The organism is Variovorax sp. GW822-FHT04E09 (genome assembly GCF_058800845.1).
In genome coordinates, this window is sequence record NZ_JBXAMR010000009.1 from 46248 (window position 1) to 66285 (window position 20038).

Below are 20038 nucleotides of genomic sequence, written 5' to 3' on the forward strand. Positions count from 1 at the left end.
ATCTGTGGCTAAAGCATCTTTGATCCAGCGCGAACTCAAGCGCGACAAGCTGGTTGCCAAGTTCGCTGCGAAGCACGCAGAACTGAAGGCAACTTCCAACGACGCGAAGAAGAGCGACGAAGAGCGCGCAGCGGCCCGCCTGGCCCTGCAGAAGCTCCCGCGCAACGCGAACCCCACGCGCCAGCGCAACCGTTGCGAAATCACCGGTCGCCCCCGTGGCACCTTCCGTCAATTCGGTCTGGCCCGCGCCAAGATCCGCGAACTGGCTTTCAACGGCGACATCCCCGGTGTCACCAAGGCCAGCTGGTAAGCCAGGCAGGAGCAAACAACATGAGCATGAGTGATCCCATTGCCGACCTGCTGACGCGTATCCGTAACGCGCAGATGGTGGCGAAGCCCACCGTGTCGGTCCCGTCTTCCAAGGTGAAGATCGCGATCGCACAAGTCCTGAAGGACGAGGGCTACATCGACGGCTTCCAGGTCAAGACCGAAGCCGGCAAGAGCGAACTTGAAATCTCGCTGAAGTACTACGCTGGCCGTCCGGTCATCGAGCGCATTGAGCGCGTGAGCCGCCCCGGCCTGCGCGTCTACAAGGCCAGCACTTCCATTCCGCAAGTCCAGAACGGCCTCGGCGTTGCGATCGTCACGACCCCCAAGGGCGTGATGACCGACCGCAAGGCGCGCGCCACCGGTGTCGGCGGCGAAGTTCTGTGCTACGTCGCCTAACCGAGACATCGAGGAGTTACTGAAATGTCCCGAGTAGGAAAAATGCCGGTCGCCATCCCCGCAGGCGTGGATGTGTCGATCAAAGAAGACCAGATCAGCGTCAAGGGCACGGGCGGTACGCTCAGCCTGGCTCGCAACGCGCTGGTGAATGTCGTCAACAAGGACGGCAAGCTGAGCTTCGAGCCCGCCAACGATTCGCGTGAAGCGAATGCGATGAGCGGCACGATTCGCCAGCTGGTGAACAACATGGTGGTTGGCGTGACCAAGGGCTTCGAGAAGAAGCTCAACCTGGTCGGCGTCGGCTACAAGGCTGCAGCGTCCGGCGCCAAGCTGAACCTGCAAGTCGGTTACTCGCACCCGGTCAACATCGACATGCCGCAAGGCATCACGGTGACCACCGCGACCCCGACCGAAGTGGTGATCAAGGGCGCTGACCGTCAACGCGTCGGCCAGATCGCCGCTGAGATCCGCGCTGTTCGTCCGCCAGAGCCCTACAAGGGCAAGGGCATCCGCTATGCGGACGAGAAGATCGTGATCAAAGAGACCAAGAAGAAGTAAGGGGCAGCAAAATGATGTTGACCAAAAAAGCACAGCGTCTTCGCCGCTCGCGCCAGACCCGCATCCGCATTGCGACGCAGGGCGTGGCTCGCCTCACGGTGAACCGCACCAACCTGCACATCTATGCCACCGTCATCTCCGACGACGGCACCAAGGTGATCGCAACCGCATCGACCGCCGAAGCCGAAGTGCGCGCAGCACTCGGCGCCTCGGGCAAGGGTGGCAATGCCGCCGCTGCCACCGCCATCGGCAAGCGCATCGCTGAAAAGGCGAAGGCTGCCGGCGTCGAGAAGGTCGCTTTCGATCGCGCAGGTTTCGCCTACCACGGCCGCGTCAAGGCGCTGGCCGAGGCAGCCCGCGAAGCCGGTCTGCAGTTCTAATCGGACACGAGATTCAAAATGGCAAAGATTCAAGCAAGAACGCAGAACGAAGGTCCTGAGGACGGTCTGCGCGAGAAGATGATCGCGATCAACCGCGTCACCAAGGTGGTGAAGGGTGGTCGTATCCTCGGTTTCGCAGCGCTGACCGTGGTCGGTGACGGCGATGGCCGCGTCGGCATGGGCAAGGGCAAGTCCAAGGAAGTGCCTGCTGCCGTGCAGAAGGCAATGGAAGAAGCCCGTCGCAACCTGTTCAAGGCTCCGATCAAGAACGGTACGCTGCACCACCAGGTGCAAGGTCACCACGGTGCTGCCACCGTCGTGATGTACCCGGCTCCCAAGGGTACCGGCATCATCGCCGGCGGCCCGATGCGCGCCGTGTTCGAAGTCATGGGCATCACCGACATCGTGGCCAAGAGCCATGGTTCGTCGAACCCCTACAACATGGTTCGCGCCACGCTCGACGGGTTGAAGAACTCGACGACGGCCGGCCAAGTGGCTGCCAAGCGCGGTCTCACCGTCGAAGAAATCTTCGCCTGAGCGCAAGCTCTCGCAAGGCTGAAGGAAGCATTCAAATGACGCAACAACAAACCCTCAAGGTGCAGCTGGTGAAGAGCCCGATCGGCACCAAGGAATCGCATCGCGCGACCGTGCGTGGCCTCGGCCTGCGCAAGCTCAACAGCGTGAGCGAGCTGCAAGACACGCCCGCAGTGCGCGGCATGATCAACAAGATCAGTTATCTGGTCAAAGTTCTGTAAGAGAGACTGATATGGAACTCAATGGCATCAAGCCGGCAGCTGGCGCCAAGCACGCCAAGCGTCGCGTCGGCCGCGGTATCGGCTCCGGCATCGGCAAGACCGCAGGTCGCGGTCACAAGGGCCAGAAGTCGCGCGCAGGCGGTTTCCACAAGGTCGGCTTCGAAGGCGGTCAAATGCCGCTGCAGCGTCGCCTGCCCAAGCGCGGCTTCAAGTCGCATCTGCTGAAGTACAACGCCGAAGTCACGCTGACTGCTCTCGAGCAGCTCGGCCTGGCCGAAGTCGATGTCCTGGCACTGAAGCAAGCCGGCCTCGTGGGCCAGCTCGCCAAGGTCGTCAAGATCATCAAGACCGGCGAACTCACCAAGGCCGTCAAGCTGACGGGCGTGGGTGCGACCGCTGGTGCCAAGGCTGCGATCGAAGCAGCCGGCGGCAGCCTCGCCTGATCACCTTCGGACTGAAAGAAGTTCTTCGTGGCAACTAACGCGGCAACGATCGCAAAAACAGGCAAGTTCGGCGACCTCCGTCGTCGGCTCGTCTTTTTGCTGCTCGCGCTCGTGGTCTACCGGATTGGCGCGCACATTCCTGTGCCGGGTATCAACCCGGACCAGCTGGCAGCGTTGTTCCAGGGCCAGCAGGGCGGCATTCTGAGCCTGTTCAACATGTTCTCGGGCGGGGCGCTGTCGCGTTTCACCGTGTTCGCGTTGGGGATCATGCCGTACATCTCGGCGTCGATCATCATGCAGCTGATGACCTACGTGCTTCCGACCTTCGAGCAATTGAAGAAGGAAGGCGAGGCCGGTCGCCGCAAGATCACGCAGTACACGCGCTATGGCGCGCTCGGCCTGGCCCTGTTCCAGTCGTTCAGCATCGCAGTGGCCCTCGAATCGTCGGCCGGTCTGGTGATCGCCCCCGGTTTCGGCTTCCGCCTGACCGCCATGGTGAGCCTGACCGCTGGTTCGATGTTCCTGATGTGGCTCGGCGAGCAGATCACCGAACGCGGCCTGGGCAACGGCATCTCGATCCTGATCTTTGCAGGTATCGCGGCCGGTCTGCCGGGTGCGATCGGCGGCCTGGCTTCGCTGGTGACGACCGGTGCGATGAACCCCATCGTTGCGCTCTTCATCATCGCGGTCGTGGTGCTGGTCACCTACTTCGTGGTGTTCGTGGAACGTGGTCAGCGCAAGATCCTCGTGAACTATGCGCGGCGCCAGGTTGGCAACAAGGTCTACGGCGGTCAGTCGTCGCACCTGCCCCTGAAGCTGAACATGGCCGGTGTGATTCCTCCGATCTTCGCGTCGTCGATCATTCTGCTGCCGGCAACGGTGGTGGGCTGGTTCAGCGCCGGTGACGGTGGCTTCCGCTGGATCAAGGACATCGCCAGCGCACTGCGTCCGGGCGAGCCGATCTACGTGCTGCTGTATGCCGCTGCGATCGTTTTCTTCTGCTTCTTCTACACGGCACTCGTGTTCAACAGCAAGGAAACGGCCGACAACCTGAAGAAGAGTGGTGCGTTCATTCCTGGCATTCGCCCGGGTGACCAGACCGCTCGCTATATCGACAAGATTCTGGTTCGCCTGACGTTGGCTGGCGCGGTGTACATCACCTTCGTCTGCCTGCTGCCCGAGTTCCTGATCCTGAAGTACAACGTGCCGTTCTACTTCGGTGGTACCTCCCTGCTGATCATCGTGGTCGTCACGATGGACTTCATGGCCCAGGTGCAAAACTACATGATGTCCCAGCAGTACGAATCGCTGCTGAAGAAGGCGAACTTCAAGACATCGTAGGGCTGTGAGTTTCAGTATTGAGTCCGGGCGGTAGACCGCCACGTTAAACAGTTTTAGGAGAATGAAATGAGAGTTTCGGCTTCGGTCAAAACCATCTGCCGTAATTGCAAGGTCATCCGCCGTAAAGGTGTGGTGCGTGTGATTTGCACCGACCCGCGCCACAAGCAGCGCCAGGGTTGATTGAAGAGTATTAGAGGACGCACATGGCACGTATTGCTGGCATCAACATCCCGCCGCACAAGCACGCTGAAATCGGCCTGACCGCCATTTTCGGTATCGGTCGCACCCGCGCCCGTCAAATCTGCGAAGCGAGCGGCATCGAATATTCGAAGAAGATCAAGGATCTGACCGACGCCGATCTCGAAAAGATCCGCGACCAGATCGCTCTGTTCACGATCGAAGGCGATCTGCGTCGCGAGACGACGATGAACATCAAGCGTTTGATGGACATCGGCTGCTATCGCGGCTTCCGTCACCGTCGCGGCCTGCCGATGCGCGGCCAGCGCACGCGCACCAACGCCCGCACCCGCAAGGGTCCGCGCAAGGCTGCGCAGTCCCTGAAGAAATAAGGATAGACAAGCATGGCTAAAGCACCTGCAAACAACGCCGCACAGCGCGTTCGCAAGAAGGTTCGCAAGAACGTTGCGGACGGTATCGCCCACGTGCATGCCTCGTTCAACAACACCATCATCACGATCACCGATCGCCAGGGCAACGCCCTGTCGTGGGCTTCGTCGGGTGGCCAGGGCTTCAAGGGCTCGCGCAAGTCGACCCCGTTCGCTGCGCAGGTCGCTTCCGAAGTGGCCGGCCGTGCTGCTGTCGAACAAGGTATCAAGAACCTCGACGTCGAGATCAAGGGCCCCGGTCCTGGTCGCGAGTCGTCGGTGCGCGCCCTGGCTGCGCTCGGCATCCGGATCAATTCCATTGCCGACGTGACGCCCGTTCCGCACAACGGCTGCCGTCCCCAGAAGCGTCGCCGCATCTGATCGTCAGTCCGCAAGGCGCAGCCAGCTTTCGAGCGGCTGCGCATTTGTTTTTTCACTAAGCCCACCGCCATCGGCACATCCGCCGACGGCTCCCGCAGGCAACTGCGGCAGATGACACTAAGGAAATACCGTGGCACGTTACCTCGGCCCCAAGGCCAAACTTTCCCGCCGTGAAGGCACCGACCTGTTCCTGAAGAGCGCCCGCCGTTCGATCCAGGACAAGGCCAAGTTCGACTCCAAGCCCGGCCAGCACGGCCGCACCTCGGGTCAGCGCACCTCCGACTACGGTCTGCAGCTGCGTGAGAAGCAGAAGGTCAAGCGCATGTACGGCGTGCTCGAGAAGCAGTTCCGCCGCTACTTCGAAGAAGCCGATCGCCGCCGTGGCAACACCGGTGCCAACCTGCTGTTCATCCTCGAGTCGCGCCTGGACAACGTGGTCTACCGCATGGGCTTCGGCTCGACGCGCGCCGAAGCACGTCAGCTCGTGTCGCACAAGGCGATCACCGTGAACGGCCAGTCGGTCAACATCCCGTCGTACCTTGTCAAGACCGGTGACGTGATCGCCGTGCGCGAAAAGTCCAAGAAGCAGAACCGCATTGTCGAAGCGCTGCAACTGGCCCAACAAGTCGGCATGCCGGCCTGGGTCGATGTGAACGCCGACAAGGCCGAAGGCACCTTCAAGAAGGTCCCGGATCGCGACGAATTCGCAGCCGACATCAACGAATCGCTGATCGTCGAACTGTATTCGCGTTGATTTTCTCTACCCGCCTGCGCGTCCTTGCGCCGGCGGGAGATTGATATTGTTGTTCACGTTCCTGCTCCGCACTCTGTTGCGGATCAGGCGCTTCACCAGCCTTACCGGTGTAACGAGCCGGGGGTATTGAGAGGAAGTCTGCATGCAAACCACCCTGCTGAAACCCAAGACCATCCAGGTCGAGCAACTTGCCGCCAACAAGGCCAAGGTCACGCTCGAGCCTTTCGAGCGCGGCTACGGCCATACGCTCGGCAACGCGCTGCGTCGCGTTCTGCTGTCGTCCATGGTCGGCTACTCGGCCACCGAAGTCACGATCGCTGGCGTTCTGCATGAGTACTCGTCGATCGACGGCGTGCAGGAAGATGTCGTCAACATCCTGCTGAATCTCAAGGGCGTGGTGTTCAAGCTCCACAACCGCGACGAAGTCACGCTGAGCCTGCGCAAGGACGGCGAAGGCCCGGTCCTCGCATCGGACATCCAGACCCCGCACGACGTCGAGATCATCAACCCCGACCACGTGATCGCGCACCTGTCGCAAGGCGGCAAGCTCGACATGCAGATCAAGGTCGAAAAGGGTCGCGGCTATGTGCCCGGCACGATGCGCCGCTACGCGGACGAGCCGACCAAGTCGATCGGCCGCATCGTCCTCGACGCGTCGTTCTCGCCCGTCAAGCGCGTGAGCTACACCGTCGAAAGCGCCCGCGTCGAACAGCGTACCGACCTGGACAAGCTGCTGGTCGAGATCGAGACCAACGGTGCGATCAGCGCCGAAGATGCCGTTCGCGCATCGGCTAAAATCCTAGTTGAACAGCTCGCCGTGTTTGCGCAGCTCGAAGGCGGCGAACTCGCTGCATTCGATGCACCCGCACCGCGCAGCGCCCAGCAGTTCGATCCGATCCTGCTGCGCCCTGTCGACGAACTCGAACTGACGGTGCGTTCGGCCAACTGCCTGAAGGCCGAAAACATCTACTACATCGGTGACCTGATCCAGCGCACCGAGAACGAGCTGCTCAAGACCCCGAACCTGGGTCGCAAGTCGCTCAACGAAATCAAGGAAGTCCTCGCTTCGCGCGGTCTCACCTTGGGTATGAAGCTTGAAAGCTGGCCGCCGGCCGGTCTCGATAAGCGTTGATTTTTGTTTTGAATTGAGCCCATGAGGGCTCGTGCCCGGGCAGTACCTGATACGGCTGCCTGTTTAATAAAGTAAAGGAAAAGCACCATGCGTCACGGACACGGACTTCGCAAACTCAACCGCACCAGCTCGCACCGCCTCGCGATGCTGCAGAACATGATGAATTCGCTCATCGAGCACGAAGTCATCAAGACCACGGTCCCCAAGGCCAAGGAACTGCGCCGCGTCATCGAGCCGATGATCACCCTGGCCAAGAAGCCCACGCTCGCCAACAAGCGCCTGGCCTTCGACCGCCTGCGCAGCCGCGACAGCGTCGTCAAGCTCTTCGGCGAACTCGGCCCGCGTTTCGCAGCGCGTCCGGGCGGCTACACCCGCATCCTGAAGATGGGTTTCCGCGTGGGTGACAACGCCCCGATGGCGCTCGTCGAACTGGTCGACCGTGCTGAAATTAAAGATGCTGGCGCTGAGCAAAACGCCGCTGAATAAGCTATAATTTATACTTGCCGCGCGATGGAGCAGCCTGGTAGCTCGTTGGGCTCATAACCCAAAGGTCGCAAGTTCAAATCTTGCTCGCGCAACCAATTTAAAAGGCCCTTTGAGAAATCAAAGGGCCTTTTTCTTTGGTCGAATTCCTTTGGAAATTTCCGGTCGAAATTCGACACAAAAAAAGCCCTCGCGAAGAGGGCTTTTCTGTTTTCGGACCCGCCCCGCGAAGAGGCCGGTTTCGGGAACGTGCGCCGCAGCGGCGCCTGAAGACTGCGCTGGCGCGCAGCCCAAGGGCGGGGTCAGTCCGGAATGACCGCCGTCACCTCGATCTCCACCTTCGCGCGGTGCTCCACCAGCGCCGCCACCTGCACGCAGGTCATCGCCGGGAAGTTGCGGCCGAGCGCGTCGCGGTAGACCGGACCGAGCTCGGACAGGCGACGGCTGTACTCGTCGCGGTCCGTCACGTACCAGGTCATGCGCACCATGTGCTCGGGGCCGGCACCGGCTTCGCGCAGCACCTCGGCGATGTTGCGCAGCGCCTGGCCGCACTGGTCGATGAAGTCGTCGGATTCGAACTGCTGCTGGGCATTCCAGCCGATCTGGCCGCCGACGAACACCTGGGTGCCGCGCGCCGCGATGCCGTTTGCATAGCCCTTCGGGGGCAGCCAGCCCGGAGGCTGAATGAGTTTGTTCGTCATGATGGTGTGTTGCTGTTGAGTTGTCTCAATTTGAAGCGCTGGAGTTTGCCGGTTTCGGTGCGCGGCAGCGCCGTCACGAACTCGATCTCCCGCGGGTACTTGAAGGGGGCGATGGTGGCTTTCACGTGGTCCTGGAGGGCCTTCACCATCGCTGCGTCGCCGGTGTGGCCGGGCTTGAGCACGCAGAAGGCCTTCACGATCATGCCCCGGTCGGTGTCGGGCTTGCCGATCACGCCGCACTCGGCCACGGCCGGGTGCTTGAGCAGCGCGTCTTCCACCTCCGGGCCGCCGACGTTGTAGCCGGCCGTGATGATCATGTCGTCCGCACGCGCCTGATAGAAGAAGTAGCCGTCGTCATCCTGCACGAAGGAGTCACCGGGGTAGTTCCAGCCGTTCTTCACGTAGTCGCCCTGGCGCGGATCGTCGAGGTAGCGGCAGCCGACCGGGCCTTGCAGCGCCAGCTTGCCGACCGTGCCGCGCGGCACTTCGTTGCCCTGGTCGTCGACCACCTTGGCCGTGAAACCCGGCACCGCCTTGCCGACGGCGCCGCGGCGCACTTCGTCGCCGGCGGCCGAGATGTAGATGTGGAACACCTCGGTGCCGCCGATGCCGTCGAGCATCTCGATGCCGGTGGTCTCCTTCCAGAGTTGGCGCGTGGCGTCGGGAAGCGCCTCGCCTGCGCTCACGCAGATGCGCAGGCTCGGCGCCCCGTGCTGCCGGACGAAGGGCGCCATCTGGCGATAGAAGGTGGGCGCGGTGTAGCAGATGGTCGCGCCGACCTCGTTGATGAGCTTCACGAGCGCTTCGGGCGAGAAGGCCCCCTCGGGAAAGTACACCGACGCACCGGCCCACATCGGGAAGATCAGCAGGCCGCCGAGCCCGAAGGTGAAGGCCAGCGGCGGCGTGCCGACCACGATGTCGTCGCTGCGCGCGCGCAGCACGTGGCGCGGCCAGGTCTGGCACATGGCGACCACGTCGCGGTGCGTGGTGACGGGCGCCTTGGGCTTGCCCGTGGTGCCCGAGGTGAAGGCCAGCAGCGCGATGTCGTCGGCCGCCGTGGGGCAGGCGGGGAACACACCGCTCTTGCTTGCCGCGCGGGCCGACAGCGAATCGGGCGCGTCCGGCTGATTGAAGGCAATCACCGTCGCGAGCACGGGGTGCGCCTGCTGCGCGGCCACCAGCTCCTCGAGCAGGCGGCCTTCGCACAGCGCGGCCACGGGCTGCGATTTCTCGATGATCTCGCCGAGCTCCTTGGCGCGCAGCAGCGGCATCGTCGCCACCGCGATCAGCCCGGCCTTGACCACAGCCAGCCACGACAGCGCCATCCACACCGAGTTGCCGCCGCGCAGCAGCACGCGGTTGCCGGGCACGAGCCCGAGATCCTCGACCAGCACCTGGGCGATGCGGTTCACCTCGACGCCCGCCTGGGCGTAGGTGAGCACGCCGGCGGGCGAGCGCAGCATCGGCCGGTCGCCGAAGCCCTTGGCGACCGCCTTGTCCAGCAGTTCCTCGACCAGGTTCAGCTGGTCGGGGAACTGCAGTTCGGGCAGGTCGTAGCGAAAGACCGGCAGCTGCGCGGCAGGCGGCAGGCGGTCATGAACGAAGCGATCGACTTGGGCAGACACGGTTTCACCCCCGCAAAACGGATTTGCCGATGATCAGTTGCTGGACTTCCGTCGCGCCTTCATAGATGCGCAGCGAGCGGATGTCCCGGTACAGGCTTTCGATCTTGGTGCCGACCTTCACGCCGAGTCCCCCATGCATCTGCAATGCCATGTCGATCACGCGGCTCGCGTTCTCGGTGGCGCACATCTTGGCCATGGCCGCGGCAGCCGACACGTCGCCGACCGCCGGCGCGCCGCGGCGCTCCGCGTCGTCGCGCATCCAGGCGGCGCGGTAGGTGAGCAGCGCGGCGCTGTCGATCAGCGCGGCCATCTCGCCGAGCTTGGCCTGCGTGAGCTGGAAATCGGCCAGCGTCTGGCCGAACATGCGGCGACCCTTGGCATGCGCGATGGCTTCGGCCAGCGCGCGGCGCCCCATGCCGAGCGCGGCCGCGGCGACCGACGCGCGGAAGATGTCGAGCGTGCGCATCGCGAGCTTGAAGCCGCCGTTCAGCGTGCCCAGCTGTGCCGTGCGCGGCACGACGCAGTTGTCGAAGCGCAAGGTGGCCAGCGGGTGCGGCGCCATCACGTCGATGTGGGCCGAGGTGTCGAGCCCCGGCGTCGTCGCGTCGACGATGAACACCGTGATGCCGCGCGTGCCGGCCGTGGGGTCGGTCTTGGCGAACACGCAGTAGAAGTCGGCGATGCCGCCGTTGCTGATCCAGGTCTTCTCGCCGTTCAGGCGCCAGCCGTCGGCGGTGGGCTCGGCGCGCATCGCCATCGCCGCCACGTCGGAGCCGGCTTCGGGTTCGCTGAGCGCGAAGGCCGCGATCTTCTTGCCCTGGCCCACGGCCGTGAGGTACTGCGACTGTTGCTCGGGCGTGCCATCCAGCGTGATTGCGCCGCTGCCCAGGCCCTGCATCGCGAAGGCGAAGTCGGCCAGTGGCGAGTGGTAGCCGAGCGTTTCGCGCAGCAGCACGAGCGCGCGCGAATCGAGGCGTTCGAGCGCGCCGCCGGCACTGCCGGGCACCGCGTAGCGCAGCCAACCGGCGTCGCCGAGGCGGCGCACCCATTCGCGGCAAGCCGTGCGGTCGTCGCGCTCATCGATCTCCTGGGCGGCGCACCAGGGCAGCAGGTCGTTGGCGAGCGCGCGGTGCGCGTCGTCGAAGAACGGCAGCGCGAGGTGCGCGGTCGAAGGTGGGGCGGGGATCTTGGTCATCATGCGCGTCAGTCTCCGCCGAACACCGGCTTGCGCTTGGCCGCGAAGGCCTCGTAGGCGCGCTTGAAGTCTTCGGTCTGCATGCAGATCGCCTGCGCCTGCGCTTCGGCCTCGATGGCCTGGTCGATGGTCATCGACCATTCCTGCGACAGCATGGTCTTGGTCATGCCGTGCGCGAAGCTCGGGCCCTCGGCCAGGTCGCGCGCGACCTTGGTGGCGGCGTCGAGCAGCGAGGCGCTGTCGTGCAGTGCGTTGAAGAAGCCCCAGGCCTGGCCTTCGTCGGCGGTCATGGCGCGGCCGGTGAACAGCAGCTCCGAGGCTCGGCCCTGGCCGATCACGCGCGGCAGCAGCGCGCAGGCGCCCATGTCGGCACCGGCCAAGCCCACGCGGGTGAACAGGAAGGCGGTGCGCGTGGCGGGCGTGCCGTAGCGCAGGTCGCAGGCCAGCGCGATCATCGCGCCGGCGCCGGCGCACACGCCGTCGATCGCGCCGACGATGGGCTGCGGGCAGTTGCGGATGGCCTTCACGAGGTCGCCCGTCATGCGCGTGAACTCGAGCAGCTCGGGCATGCGCATGCCGGTCAGCGGGCCGATGATTTCATGCACGTCGCCGCCCGAGCAGAAGTTGCCGCCGGCGCCGGTGACGACAATCACCTTCACGTCGGTTGCGTAGGTCAGCGCGCGGAACAGATCGCGCAGCTCGGCGTACGAATCGAAGGTCAGCGGGTTCTTGCGCTCGGGGCGGTTCAGCGTGATGGTGCCGACGCCGGCTTCGTAGCGCCAGGCGAAGTGCTCGGCCTTGTAGTCGGCCTTGGGTTCGAATTGCGCGCGCATGGGATTGCTTGCGCCGATGTAGTGCTTCATGCGGTCTCCGCCAATTGGCTGCTGTGGGAATGTTGCTTGACCTTGCCGAGCAGCTTGTGAAGCTGCGCGATCTCCTTGGGGTTGAGGCTCGAGAACGCCTCGACGATCCAGTCTTCGTGCTGTTGCGCCATCTCGTTGAAGAGCTTGCGTCCGCGCGGCGTGAGGCGCACGCGCCAGGCGCGGCGGTCGCCCTCGACGTTGATGCGCTCCACCAGCCCTTCGGTCACGAGCTGGTCGGTGATGCCGGTGACGTTGCCGCCCGTGACCATCATGCGGCGCGAGAGCTCGTTCATCTTCAGCCCGTCGGGCGAGCGCTCGAGTTGCGACATGAGATCGAAGCGCGGCAGCGTGGTGGCGAACTGCGCGCGCAGGCCGTTGCGCACCTGCTTTTCCACCAGCTGCGTGCAGGTGAGCAGGCGCAGCCAGAGGCGCAGCGCCTCGGGGTGCTCGCTGTGGGCGCGTGCTTCGAGGTCCATGTCAGTGTGTCTCTTCGGTGTCGGCCGCGCGGCCTGCGGCAGCGGTGGCCGCGGCGATCTGCTGCTGCTTGGCGATCTCGCGGTACATCTGGTCGCGGCCGCTCAGGTACTGCTTGGGCCAGTCGACGTCGCGGCTTTGCAGCTTGGCGGCTTCGTGCAGCGTCCACGCCGGGTCGGCCAGGTGCGGGCGCGCCACGGCGCACAGGTCGGCGCGGCCGGCCGCGATGATGCTGTTGGCCTGGTCGGCGTCGGTGATGGCGCCCACCGCGATGGTCGAGATGCCGACCTCGTTGCGGATGCGGTCGGCGAACGGCGTCTGGTACATGCGGCCGTACACGGGCTTGGCGGCGCGCGTGGTCTGGCCCGAGGATACGTCGATGAAGTCGGCGCCGGCTTCCTTGAAGAGGCGCGCGACCACCACGGCGTCGGCGTCGGTGTTGCCACCGGGCGCCCAGTCGTGCGCCGAGATGCGCACGCTCATGGGCTTGTCGGCCGGCCACACGGCGCGCATCGCGCGGAACACTTCGAGCGGGTAGCGGCAGCGCGCTTCGATGTCGCCGCCGTACTCGTCGGTGCGCAGGTTGGTGAGCGGGCTGATGAAGGCCGACAGCAGGTAGCCGTGCGCGCAGTGCAGCTCGAGCCAGTCGAAGCCGCACTCGACCGCGCGGCGCGTGGAATCGACGAACTGGTCGCGCAGCGTGTCCATCTCGGCGCGCGTGATCGCGGCCGGCAGCTGGTTCTGTTCACCGTAGGGCAGGGCGCTCGCGCCGAGCACGGGCCAGTTGCCGCTTTCGAGCGGCTCGTCGGTGCCTTCCCAGCCCACGCGGGTCGAGCCCTTGGGGCCGCTGTGGCCGAGCTGGATCGCGATCTTCGCGCTCGACTGCGTGTGCACGAAGTCGACGATGCGCTTGAACGCGGCCTGCTGCGTGTCGTTGTACAGGCCCGTGCAGGCCGGCGTGATGCGGCCTTCGGGCGTCGGGCTCGTCATTTCGACGCACACCATCGCGGCGCCGCCAAGCGCGCGCGCGCCCAGGTGCACCAGCAGGAAGTCTTGCGGCACACCATCGACCGCGCTGTAGGTCGCCATCGGCGAGACCACGATGCGGTTCTTGAGTTCGAGCCCGCGCACCTTCAGCGGCATCAGCATCGGCGCCACGGCCTTGCCGCCCGCCAGCCACTGCTCGTAGCCGCCGAGCCATTGCGTGTCGCGCACGCGCAGGTTCTCGTGGCTGATGCGCTGCGAGCGCGTGAGCAGCGAGTAGGCGAACTGCTCGATCTCCATGCCCGTGTAGCGCGGCACGTTCTCGAACCACTCGGTGGAGTTGCGCGCGGCGTTCTGGATCTTCAGCACCTCGACGCTGCGGCGCGCTTCATAGCCTTCGAGCACGTGGTCGACAGTGCCGCCCTGCGCGAATTCGTTGGCCAGGTCGATCGCGTCCTCGAGCGCGAGCTTGGTGCCCGAGCCGATCGAGAAGTGCGCCGTGTGTGCAGCGTCGCCCATGAGCACGACGGGCACCGAGCGGCCTTCGACGTCGATGCGGTGCGTCCAGCGTTCGCACACCACGCGCGGAAAGCGGATCCAGTTGGCCGAGCCGCGCAGGTGCGTGGCGTTGCTGATGAGCGAATGCCCGCCCAGGTACTTTGCGAACAGCTTCTCGCAGAAGGCGATGGCCTCGGGCTGCTCCATCTGGTCGAGGCCGTGGGCCTTCCACACGGCTTCGGGCGTCTCGACGATGAAGGTCGAGGTCTTGTCGTCGAACTGATAGGCGTGCGCCTGGAACCAGCCGTGCTCGGTCTGTTCGAAGGCGAAGGTGAAGGCGTCGAAGGTCTGGTGCGTGCCCAGCCACACGAAGCGGCAGTTGCGCAGGTCGATGTCGGGCTTGAACACGTCGGCATAGCGCTGGCGGATGCGGCTGTTGAGGCCGTCGCTGGCAATGACGAGGTCGGCCTTGTACTGCGCGGCAATGGCCTGGTCGTCGGTGGCGTCGGTCTCGAACACCAGCTCCACGCCGAGTTCGAGGCAGCGCTCCTGCAGGATGTTCAACAGGCGCTTGCGGCCGATGCCGCAGAAGCCGTGGCCGCCCGAGCGCACCTGGCGGTCCTTGAAGAAGACCTGGATGTCGTCCCAGTGGTGGAACTCGTTGCCGATGAGCGCGGCCGTGGGGCCGTCGGCTTCGCGCAGGTTGCCCAGCGTCTGGTCGCTGAGCACCACGCCCCAGCCGAAGGTGTCGAAGGGGCGGTTGCGTTCGACCACCGTGATCTGCAGCGCCGGGTTGCGGGCCTTCATCAGCAGGGCGAAATACAGGCCGGCTGGACCCCCACCGATGCACAGGATGCGCTGGAGGTCCGAGGCGGGCGCGAGGCGGGGGGAGGTCAAGCTGTTCATGGTTGAATAGTTTAGGCATAAACAATCTGTTGTCAACGAGGGCTTCTCTGCAGAGGCCTGCGGCCCGCGCGGCTGCGCGATGTCATGCAAATCCTTGGAAAAATCAATACCATGGACGCATGCAACACTTGATACCCAAGATCGAGTCGCAGCTGGCCTCGCTGCCCGTGCCCATCGCACTGGAGCTGCCCGACGGGCGCCGGGTCGCCCAGGCGGGTTCACGCGTGACGCTGGCTTTCAAGGAGTGGTCGGTGCTGGCCAAGCTGGCCGGCCGGCAGGTCGGGGCCATCGGCGAGGCCTACGTCGAGGGCAAGGTGCAGATCGAGGGCGCCATGCGCGACCTGATCGACGCCACCGTCGGCCTGTTGCCCGGCAACCCGGCCGAGACCGACACCACCTGGTGGAGCCGCCTGCAGCGCCGCGCCAAGTCGCGCGGCTCGCACTCGCTGCGCAAGGACGCCGCGCAGATCGAGTTCCACTACGACGTTTCCGACGATTTCTACGCGCTGTGGCTCGACCCGCGCCGCGTCTATTCATGCGCCTACTTCCGCACCCCTGAGCTCACGCTGGCGCAGGCGCAGGAGGCCAAGCTCGACCACATCTGCCGCAAGCTCATGCTGCAGCCCGGCGAGCGCTACCTGGACATCGGTTCCGGCTGGGGCGCGCTGCTGCTGTGGGCAGCCGAGCACTACGGCGTAGACGCCACCGGCATCACGCTGTCGAAGAACCAGCATGCGCACGTGCAGCGGCTCATCGAAGAAAAAGGGCTGCAGGGCCGCGTGCGTGTGGAGCTGCGCGACTACCGCGAGCTGCCCGACGACCAGCCCTTCGACAAGATCTCGTCGGTGGGCATGTTCGAGCACGTGGGCGCGGCCAACATGCCGACCTACTTCCACAAGATCCACACCTTGCTCAAGCCGGGCGGCCTGGTGCTCAACCACGGCATCACCTCGGGCGAACTGAACTACCGCCAGCTCGGCGCGGGCATGGGCGACTTCATCGAGAAATACATCTTCCCCGGCGGCGAGCTGCTGCACGTGACGCACGTGCTGCGCGAGACCGCGGCGGCCGGGCTGGAGATGGTCGACACCGAAAGCCTGCGCCCGCACTACGCGCGCACGCTGTGGGCCTGGTCGGATGCACTCGAGGCGCAGCTCGATGCCGCGCGCGAAGTGCTGGGCCGCAGCGGCGGGCGCCAGGGCGAGAACGCCGAGCGCATCCTTCGCGCCTACCGCCTTTACCTAGCGGGCTCGGCGATGAGCTTCGAGCAGGGCTGGATCTCGCTGCACCAGATGCTGTCGACCAAGCCCGACGGCAAGGTCGAACACGGTGCCTTGCGCGGTGCGCAATCGGTGTACCCTTTTGCCCGTGACTACATCTACAAATAAGTGAGGACACCACCATGCTCTACCGCTTCAAATCCCGGGCCGCCCCAGACTTCGTGATGCTCGAGGTGCACGCGCGCCAGCTGCTCGACATCGTCGGCAAGCCGGCCGCGCCGCAGGGCATCATCACGGTCGAGCAGATCCCCGGCGCCATTGCTGCCCTCGAAGCCGCACTGGCGCTCGAAAGCAGCAAGCCCGCGCCGCACAACCACGACGAACACGTCGTCGAAGGCCACGATGCCGACGCCGAGAAGCAGCATGTCGGCCTGCACCAGCGCGCCGCACCGCTGCTGCACATGCTCAAGGACTCACAGGCCGAGAGCAAGGATGTGACCTGGGGGACCTGAGTCCCCCTGATCCTTCGCAGTCGTCACCCCACTCCCTTCCAGAAACACCGCGGAACCGGCTTTGCCGGGCCGCAGGTGTTGCCCCCTGCAAGGGGGTTGGCGTAGCGACACGAAGTGCGCGAAGACTGGGGGTTAGTCCACCTTTGCGCCGGAGTCTTTCACGACCTTCGCCCACTTCACATGCTCACTCGCAATGAGCTTCGTGAAGTCCGCCGGCGAATTGCCGCTCGGGATCGCGCCCTGGGCCAGCATCTTTTCCTTGATCGCCGGCGTGCCCAGCGACTTCGCGACTTCCTGCTGGATGCGGTTCACGATCTCCGGCGACGTGCCGGCCGGCGCCAGCAATCCGAACCATGAGCTCGCCTCGTAGCCCTTGAGCGCGGGGCCGCCGGCTTCTGCCACCGTCGGCACATCGGGCAGCGCGGGCGAGCGTTGGGCGCTGGTCACGGCCAGCGGCGTGAGCTTGCCGCCCTTGATCTGCGCCATCGACGAAGGCAGGTTGTCGAACATCAGGTCGGCGCTGCCGCCCACCAGGTCGAGCAGCGCCGGGCCCGAGCCCCGGTACGGGATGTGCGTCATGAAGGTGCCCGTCATGCTCTTGAACAGCTCGCCCGCCAGGTGGATCGACGTGCCGCTGCCGCTCGAGGCCATGTTGAGCTTGCCCGGGTTGGCCTTGGCGTACTTGAGGAAGTCCTGCACGTTGCGGATGTTCAGCGACTTGGCTTTCTCGGCGTTCATCTCCATCACGTTCGGCACCGCGGCCACCAGGGTGATCGGCACGAAGTCCTTGATCGGGTCGAAGGGCAGCTTGGGGTACAGCGCGCGGTTGATGCCGTGCGTGCCCACCGTGCCCATCAGCAGCGTGTAGCCGTCGTTGGGCGAGCGCGCGACGATCTCGGCGCCCACGTTGCCGCCGGCGCCCGCGCGGTTGTCCACGATGAACTGCTGGCCGAAGGCCTTCGAGAGCTCGGGCGCCACGGCGCGCGCCAGGATGTCGGTGGTGCCGCCGGCCGCGAAGGGCACGACGATGCGCACCGGCTTGGTCGGCCAGGTGGCCTGCGCGTGCGCCGCGCCGCCCAGCAGCGCGAGGGTGGCCGCAGCCGTGGCGACGAGCGCGAAGCGGCGGGTGGAGGAAGTGACGGAAGAAGAGCGGGAGATGGAAGTCATGCGCGCCTTTGTACAGGGGGGCGCCAAAGGCGTCGCGAGTAAAAACCCCGGCCTTCGATGGACATCGCCGCTCAACCCACCTGCATCCGCTGCGCGAACTTCGCCTCGCGAAAGCGCGCCAGCACGAAGTCGACGAACACCCGCGTCTTGGGCGGCAGCAGCTTCTTGCTCGGGTAGTAGATCCACACGGCGCCCGAATCCTGGTACCACCCGGGCAGCAACCTCACCAGCGCGCCGCTGCGCAGGCCGCGCTCCACGAAGGGCATCGGCAGCATCGCCACGCCGAGCCCCAGCAGCGCCGCCTGCGCGATCGCCTCGGGGTCGTTGAAGATCGCGCGCGGGCGCGCCGGCAGGTCGACCATGGTTTCCTCGCCGCTCGCATGCCGCAGCGTCCACGGTCGCAGCCTGCCCGTGGGCGAGGAGCGGCGCAGCAGCACGTCGAAGCGCGCCAGCTCGGACGGATGCGCGGGCAGCGCGCGCCCCGCCAGGTAGGCCGGCGCCGCCACCGCGACCACGTGGATGCGTGCCAGCTCGCGCGCCACCACACCGGGCGACAGCGCAATGCCGCCGCCGATGGCCGCGTCGAAGCCCTCGCCGACCAGGTCGACCTGCTGGTTGTCGAAATGCCAGTCGGGCACGATGCCCGGGTAGCGCGCCAGGAAGTCGCCCATGAACGGCAGCACGTGCTCGCGCCCGAAGGCCTGGCCCATGCTCACCTTCAGCGTACCCGAGGGCTGGCCGTCGTCCTGCGCGAGGCCGGCCACCGCGTCCTGCAGCGTGGCCAGCGCGCCGCCCACCTGCGCCAGGAAGCGCTCGCCAGCCTCGGTCAGCGTGAGCCGCCGCGTGCTGCGCTGGAACAGCCGCACGCCCAACCGCGCCTCGAGCCGCGCCACGTTCTTGCTGACCGCCGCGGGTGTGAGCCCCAGGCGCCGCGCGGCCGCCGAGAAGCTGCCGCCCTCGGCGCTCTGCACGAAGGATTCGAGGTGGTTGAGCGGTTCCATGCCGCCATTCTGGCGTTCATCTTCAACTTTGGGTTGAATCTGATCGGGCCGATTGATGGCTACCGCAAAGGGAATGGAATTCCGACACTGAAGGCCTTCCTCCTCCAACTGATCGGAAAAATCATGGCTTCCACCTCTGTGTCTTCTTCCCCCGTCCTGGCCGGCAAGGTCGCCTTCGTCACCGGCGGCTCGCGCGGCATCGGCGCCGCCATCGTGCGTCGGCTGGCGCGCGACGGCGCGGCCGTGGCCTTCACCTACGTCAGCGCCCAAGCCGAGGCCGACAAGCTCGCCGGCGAGATCCAGGCCGCCGGCGGCCGCGCGCTGGCCATCCGCGCCGACGCCGGCGACGCCGCCGCGCTCACTGCCGCCATTGCCCAGGGCGCACGCGCCTTCGAGCGGCTCGACATCCTGGTGAACAACGCCGGCGTGTACCTCGGCGGCGAGCTCGACACCTTCTCGCTCGAAGACTTCGACCGCACCATCGACGTCAACGTGCGCGCCACCTTCGTGGCCGTCCAGGCCGCCGCGCGCCACATGGGCGACGGCACGGGCCGCATCGTCAACATCGGCAGCATCAACGCCGAGCGCGTGCTGGACGCGGGCGCCAGCGTCTACGCGATGAGCAAGGCCGCCATCGTCGGCCTCACGCGCGGCCTGGCGCGCGACCTCGGCGCGCGCGGCATCACGGTCAACAACGTGCAGCCCGGTCCCATCGACACCGCCATGAACCCCGCCACCGGCCCGCGCGCGGCCTCGATGCACGACGTGATGGTGCTGCCGCGCCACGGCCGCGCCGAAGAAATCGCCGGCATGGTCGCCTACCTCGTGGGCCCGGACGGCGGCTTCGTCACCGGCGCCAACCTGAGCGTGGACGGCGGCTACACGGTCTGATCGATGGCGCCGGCGTCGGGCGCGCGCTCCACCGCGCGGATCAGCGTGTCGAGCGTGTCGCTCAGGCGGGCCAGCTCGCTGGCATCGACGCCCGCGAACAGCTCGGCCTCGCGCTGCCGTCCCAGCGCGCCGACGGTGGCGTGCAGCGCCTTGCCGGCGGCCGTGAGGTACAGGCGGCTGCAGCGCTGGTCGGTCGGGTCGCTGCGGCGCTGCACGCGCTGGTGGCGCTTCAGGCCCGCCAGCGCGCGGCTCACGGCCATCTTGTCCAGGCCGGTGAGGTCGGCGACCTGCGTGGCGCTGAGCCCCGGCTGCGCGGCCAGCACGGCCATTGCGCGCCACTCGTTCAGCGTGAGCTGGTGCTCGCGCCCCACGCGCTCATGGAACGGCCGCGCCGTGAGGTTGACGACCCGCACCAGCTTGAAGAAGAGCGGGTCCATGGGCGT

General features: G+C 65.8%; 26 protein-coding genes and 1 tRNA gene. 18 read left to right on the forward strand and 9 right to left on the reverse strand.

The genetic code is table 11. The features are described 5' to 3' along the window. The first annotated feature begins 4 nt into the window (after positions 1–4). From rpsN to AC1RL8_RS27890, 15 genes are all read left to right on the forward strand, one after another. Complete coding sequence (gene rpsN / locus AC1RL8_RS27820; protein WP_056576989.1) at positions 5–310, forward strand: 30S ribosomal protein S14; 306 nt, start codon at positions 5–7, stop codon at positions 308–310. Between the two features lie 20 nt (positions 311–330). Further along, a complete protein-coding gene (rpsH, locus tag AC1RL8_RS27825; RefSeq protein ID WP_062474816.1) occupies positions 331–726 on the forward strand; it encodes a 30S ribosomal protein S8 in 396 nt (131 codons plus the stop codon). Between the two features lie 24 nt (positions 727–750). After that, the gene (gene rplF / locus AC1RL8_RS27830) at positions 751–1284 is read left to right on the forward strand and encodes a 50S ribosomal protein L6 (RefSeq protein WP_062474819.1); all 534 of its coding nucleotides are present in this window, start codon (positions 751–753) and stop codon (positions 1282–1284) included. A gap of 14 nt (positions 1285–1298) precedes the next feature. After that, positions 1299–1664 carry a 50S ribosomal protein L18 gene (gene rplR / locus AC1RL8_RS27835; protein ID WP_056577252.1) on the forward strand — a complete coding sequence of 122 codons (366 nt, stop codon included), beginning with the start codon at positions 1299–1301 and terminating at the stop codon, positions 1662–1664. Positions 1665–1682: 18 nt separating this feature from the next. Beyond that, positions 1683–2201: a 30S ribosomal protein S5 gene (gene rpsE / locus AC1RL8_RS27840; protein WP_056576983.1), complete on the forward strand. Its 519-nt coding sequence runs from the start codon at positions 1683–1685 to the stop codon at positions 2199–2201. Between the two features lie 35 nt (positions 2202–2236). Beyond that, a complete protein-coding gene (gene rpmD, locus AC1RL8_RS27845) occupies positions 2237–2419 on the forward strand; it encodes a 50S ribosomal protein L30 (RefSeq protein ID WP_019653974.1) in 183 nt (60 codons plus the stop codon). 11 nt (positions 2420–2430) lie between these two features. Next, positions 2431–2862: a 50S ribosomal protein L15 gene (gene rplO, locus AC1RL8_RS27850; RefSeq protein WP_056576982.1), complete on the forward strand. Its 432-nt coding sequence runs from the start codon at positions 2431–2433 to the stop codon at positions 2860–2862. 27 nt (positions 2863–2889) lie between these two features. Continuing rightward, complete coding sequence (gene secY, locus AC1RL8_RS27855; protein WP_056576979.1) at positions 2890–4203, forward strand: preprotein translocase subunit SecY; 1314 nt, start codon at positions 2890–2892, stop codon at positions 4201–4203. Positions 4204–4269: 66 nt separating this feature from the next. Next, positions 4270–4383, forward strand: a complete 114-nt coding sequence (rpmJ, locus tag AC1RL8_RS27860) for a 50S ribosomal protein L36 (protein ID WP_013544106.1) — start codon at positions 4270–4272, stop codon at positions 4381–4383. A 23-nt stretch (positions 4384–4406) separates the two neighbouring features. Beyond that, positions 4407–4772 (forward strand): 30S ribosomal protein S13, encoded by a 366-nt coding sequence (rpsM, locus tag AC1RL8_RS27865; protein WP_013544105.1) that lies wholly within the window; start codon positions 4407–4409, stop codon positions 4770–4772. A gap of 12 nt (positions 4773–4784) precedes the next feature. Then, a complete protein-coding gene (gene rpsK, locus AC1RL8_RS27870; RefSeq protein ID WP_009124825.1) occupies positions 4785–5189 on the forward strand; it encodes a 30S ribosomal protein S11 in 405 nt (134 codons plus the stop codon). Between the two features lie 130 nt (positions 5190–5319). Further along, positions 5320–5943 carry a 30S ribosomal protein S4 gene (gene rpsD / locus AC1RL8_RS27875; protein WP_056576976.1) on the forward strand — a complete coding sequence of 208 codons (624 nt, stop codon included), beginning with the start codon at positions 5320–5322 and terminating at the stop codon, positions 5941–5943. A 142-nt stretch (positions 5944–6085) separates the two neighbouring features. Further along, a complete protein-coding gene (locus tag AC1RL8_RS27880; RefSeq protein WP_056576973.1) occupies positions 6086–7075 on the forward strand; it encodes a DNA-directed RNA polymerase subunit alpha in 990 nt (329 codons plus the stop codon). Positions 7076–7162: 87 nt separating this feature from the next. Then, the gene (gene rplQ, locus AC1RL8_RS27885; protein ID WP_056576970.1) at positions 7163–7561 is read left to right on the forward strand and encodes a 50S ribosomal protein L17; all 399 of its coding nucleotides are present in this window, start codon (positions 7163–7165) and stop codon (positions 7559–7561) included. An 18-nt stretch (positions 7562–7579) separates the two neighbouring features. Next, positions 7580–7656 (forward strand) — tRNA-Met (locus AC1RL8_RS27890). A 204-nt stretch (positions 7657–7860) separates the two neighbouring features. Here the strand turns inward: AC1RL8_RS27890 and AC1RL8_RS27895 are convergent. The 6 genes from AC1RL8_RS27895 to AC1RL8_RS27920 are packed head-to-tail and all read right to left on the reverse strand — an operon-like array spanning position 7861 to position 14795. Next, a complete protein-coding gene (locus AC1RL8_RS27895; protein ID WP_056576966.1) occupies positions 7861–8259 on the reverse strand; it encodes a RidA family protein in 399 nt (132 codons plus the stop codon). Beyond that, complete coding sequence (locus tag AC1RL8_RS27900; protein WP_492686901.1) at positions 8256–9884, reverse strand: AMP-binding protein; 1629 nt, start codon at positions 9882–9884, stop codon at positions 8256–8258. The genes AC1RL8_RS27895 and AC1RL8_RS27900 overlap by 4 nt, the downstream gene beginning before the upstream one ends. Positions 9885–9888: 4 nt before the next feature. Beyond that, a complete protein-coding gene (locus AC1RL8_RS27905; RefSeq protein WP_492686902.1) occupies positions 9889–11082 on the reverse strand; it encodes an acyl-CoA dehydrogenase family protein in 1194 nt (397 codons plus the stop codon). A 5-nt stretch (positions 11083–11087) separates the two neighbouring features. Beyond that, positions 11088–11942, reverse strand: a complete 855-nt coding sequence (locus AC1RL8_RS27910; RefSeq protein ID WP_354347742.1) for an enoyl-CoA hydratase family protein — start codon at positions 11940–11942, stop codon at positions 11088–11090. Further along, positions 11939–12418 (reverse strand): MarR family winged helix-turn-helix transcriptional regulator, encoded by a 480-nt coding sequence (locus tag AC1RL8_RS27915; protein ID WP_056576953.1) that lies wholly within the window; start codon positions 12416–12418, stop codon positions 11939–11941. The genes AC1RL8_RS27910 and AC1RL8_RS27915 overlap by 4 nt, the downstream gene beginning before the upstream one ends. 1 nt (position 12419) lies before the next feature. Further along, positions 12420–14795 carry a bifunctional salicylyl-CoA 5-hydroxylase/oxidoreductase gene (locus tag AC1RL8_RS27920; protein ID WP_492686903.1) on the reverse strand — a complete coding sequence of 792 codons (2376 nt, stop codon included), beginning with the start codon at positions 14793–14795 and terminating at the stop codon, positions 12420–12422. A gap of 128 nt (positions 14796–14923) precedes the next feature. Between AC1RL8_RS27920 and AC1RL8_RS27925 the strand changes: the two genes are divergently transcribed. Then, complete coding sequence (locus tag AC1RL8_RS27925; RefSeq protein ID WP_062474832.1) at positions 14924–16192, forward strand: class I SAM-dependent methyltransferase; 1269 nt, start codon at positions 14924–14926, stop codon at positions 16190–16192. A gap of 14 nt (positions 16193–16206) precedes the next feature. Next, complete coding sequence (locus AC1RL8_RS27930) at positions 16207–16536, forward strand: DUF1840 domain-containing protein (protein WP_070062980.1); 330 nt, start codon at positions 16207–16209, stop codon at positions 16534–16536. Positions 16537–16668: 132 nt separating this feature from the next. Here the strand turns inward: AC1RL8_RS27930 and AC1RL8_RS27935 are convergent, their stop codons facing one another. After that, the gene (locus tag AC1RL8_RS27935) at positions 16669–17703 is read right to left on the reverse strand and encodes a Bug family tripartite tricarboxylate transporter substrate binding protein (protein WP_062474838.1); all 1035 of its coding nucleotides are present in this window, start codon (positions 17701–17703) and stop codon (positions 16669–16671) included. Positions 17704–17774: 71 nt separating this feature from the next. Beyond that, positions 17775–18704, reverse strand: a complete 930-nt coding sequence (locus tag AC1RL8_RS27940; RefSeq protein WP_390347979.1) for a LysR family transcriptional regulator — start codon at positions 18702–18704, stop codon at positions 17775–17777. Positions 18705–18827: 123 nt separating this feature from the next. Here AC1RL8_RS27940 and AC1RL8_RS27945 point away from each other — a divergent pair, with 123 nt between their 5' ends. Beyond that, a complete protein-coding gene (locus tag AC1RL8_RS27945; RefSeq protein WP_062474843.1) occupies positions 18828–19595 on the forward strand; it encodes an SDR family oxidoreductase in 768 nt (255 codons plus the stop codon). Here the strand turns inward: AC1RL8_RS27945 and AC1RL8_RS27950 are convergent. Continuing rightward, positions 19583–20032 (reverse strand): MarR family winged helix-turn-helix transcriptional regulator, encoded by a 450-nt coding sequence (locus tag AC1RL8_RS27950; RefSeq protein WP_492686904.1) that lies wholly within the window; start codon positions 20030–20032, stop codon positions 19583–19585. The two genes, AC1RL8_RS27945 and AC1RL8_RS27950, sit on opposite strands and share 13 nt — an antisense overlap. Positions 20033–20038 lie beyond the last annotated feature (6 nt).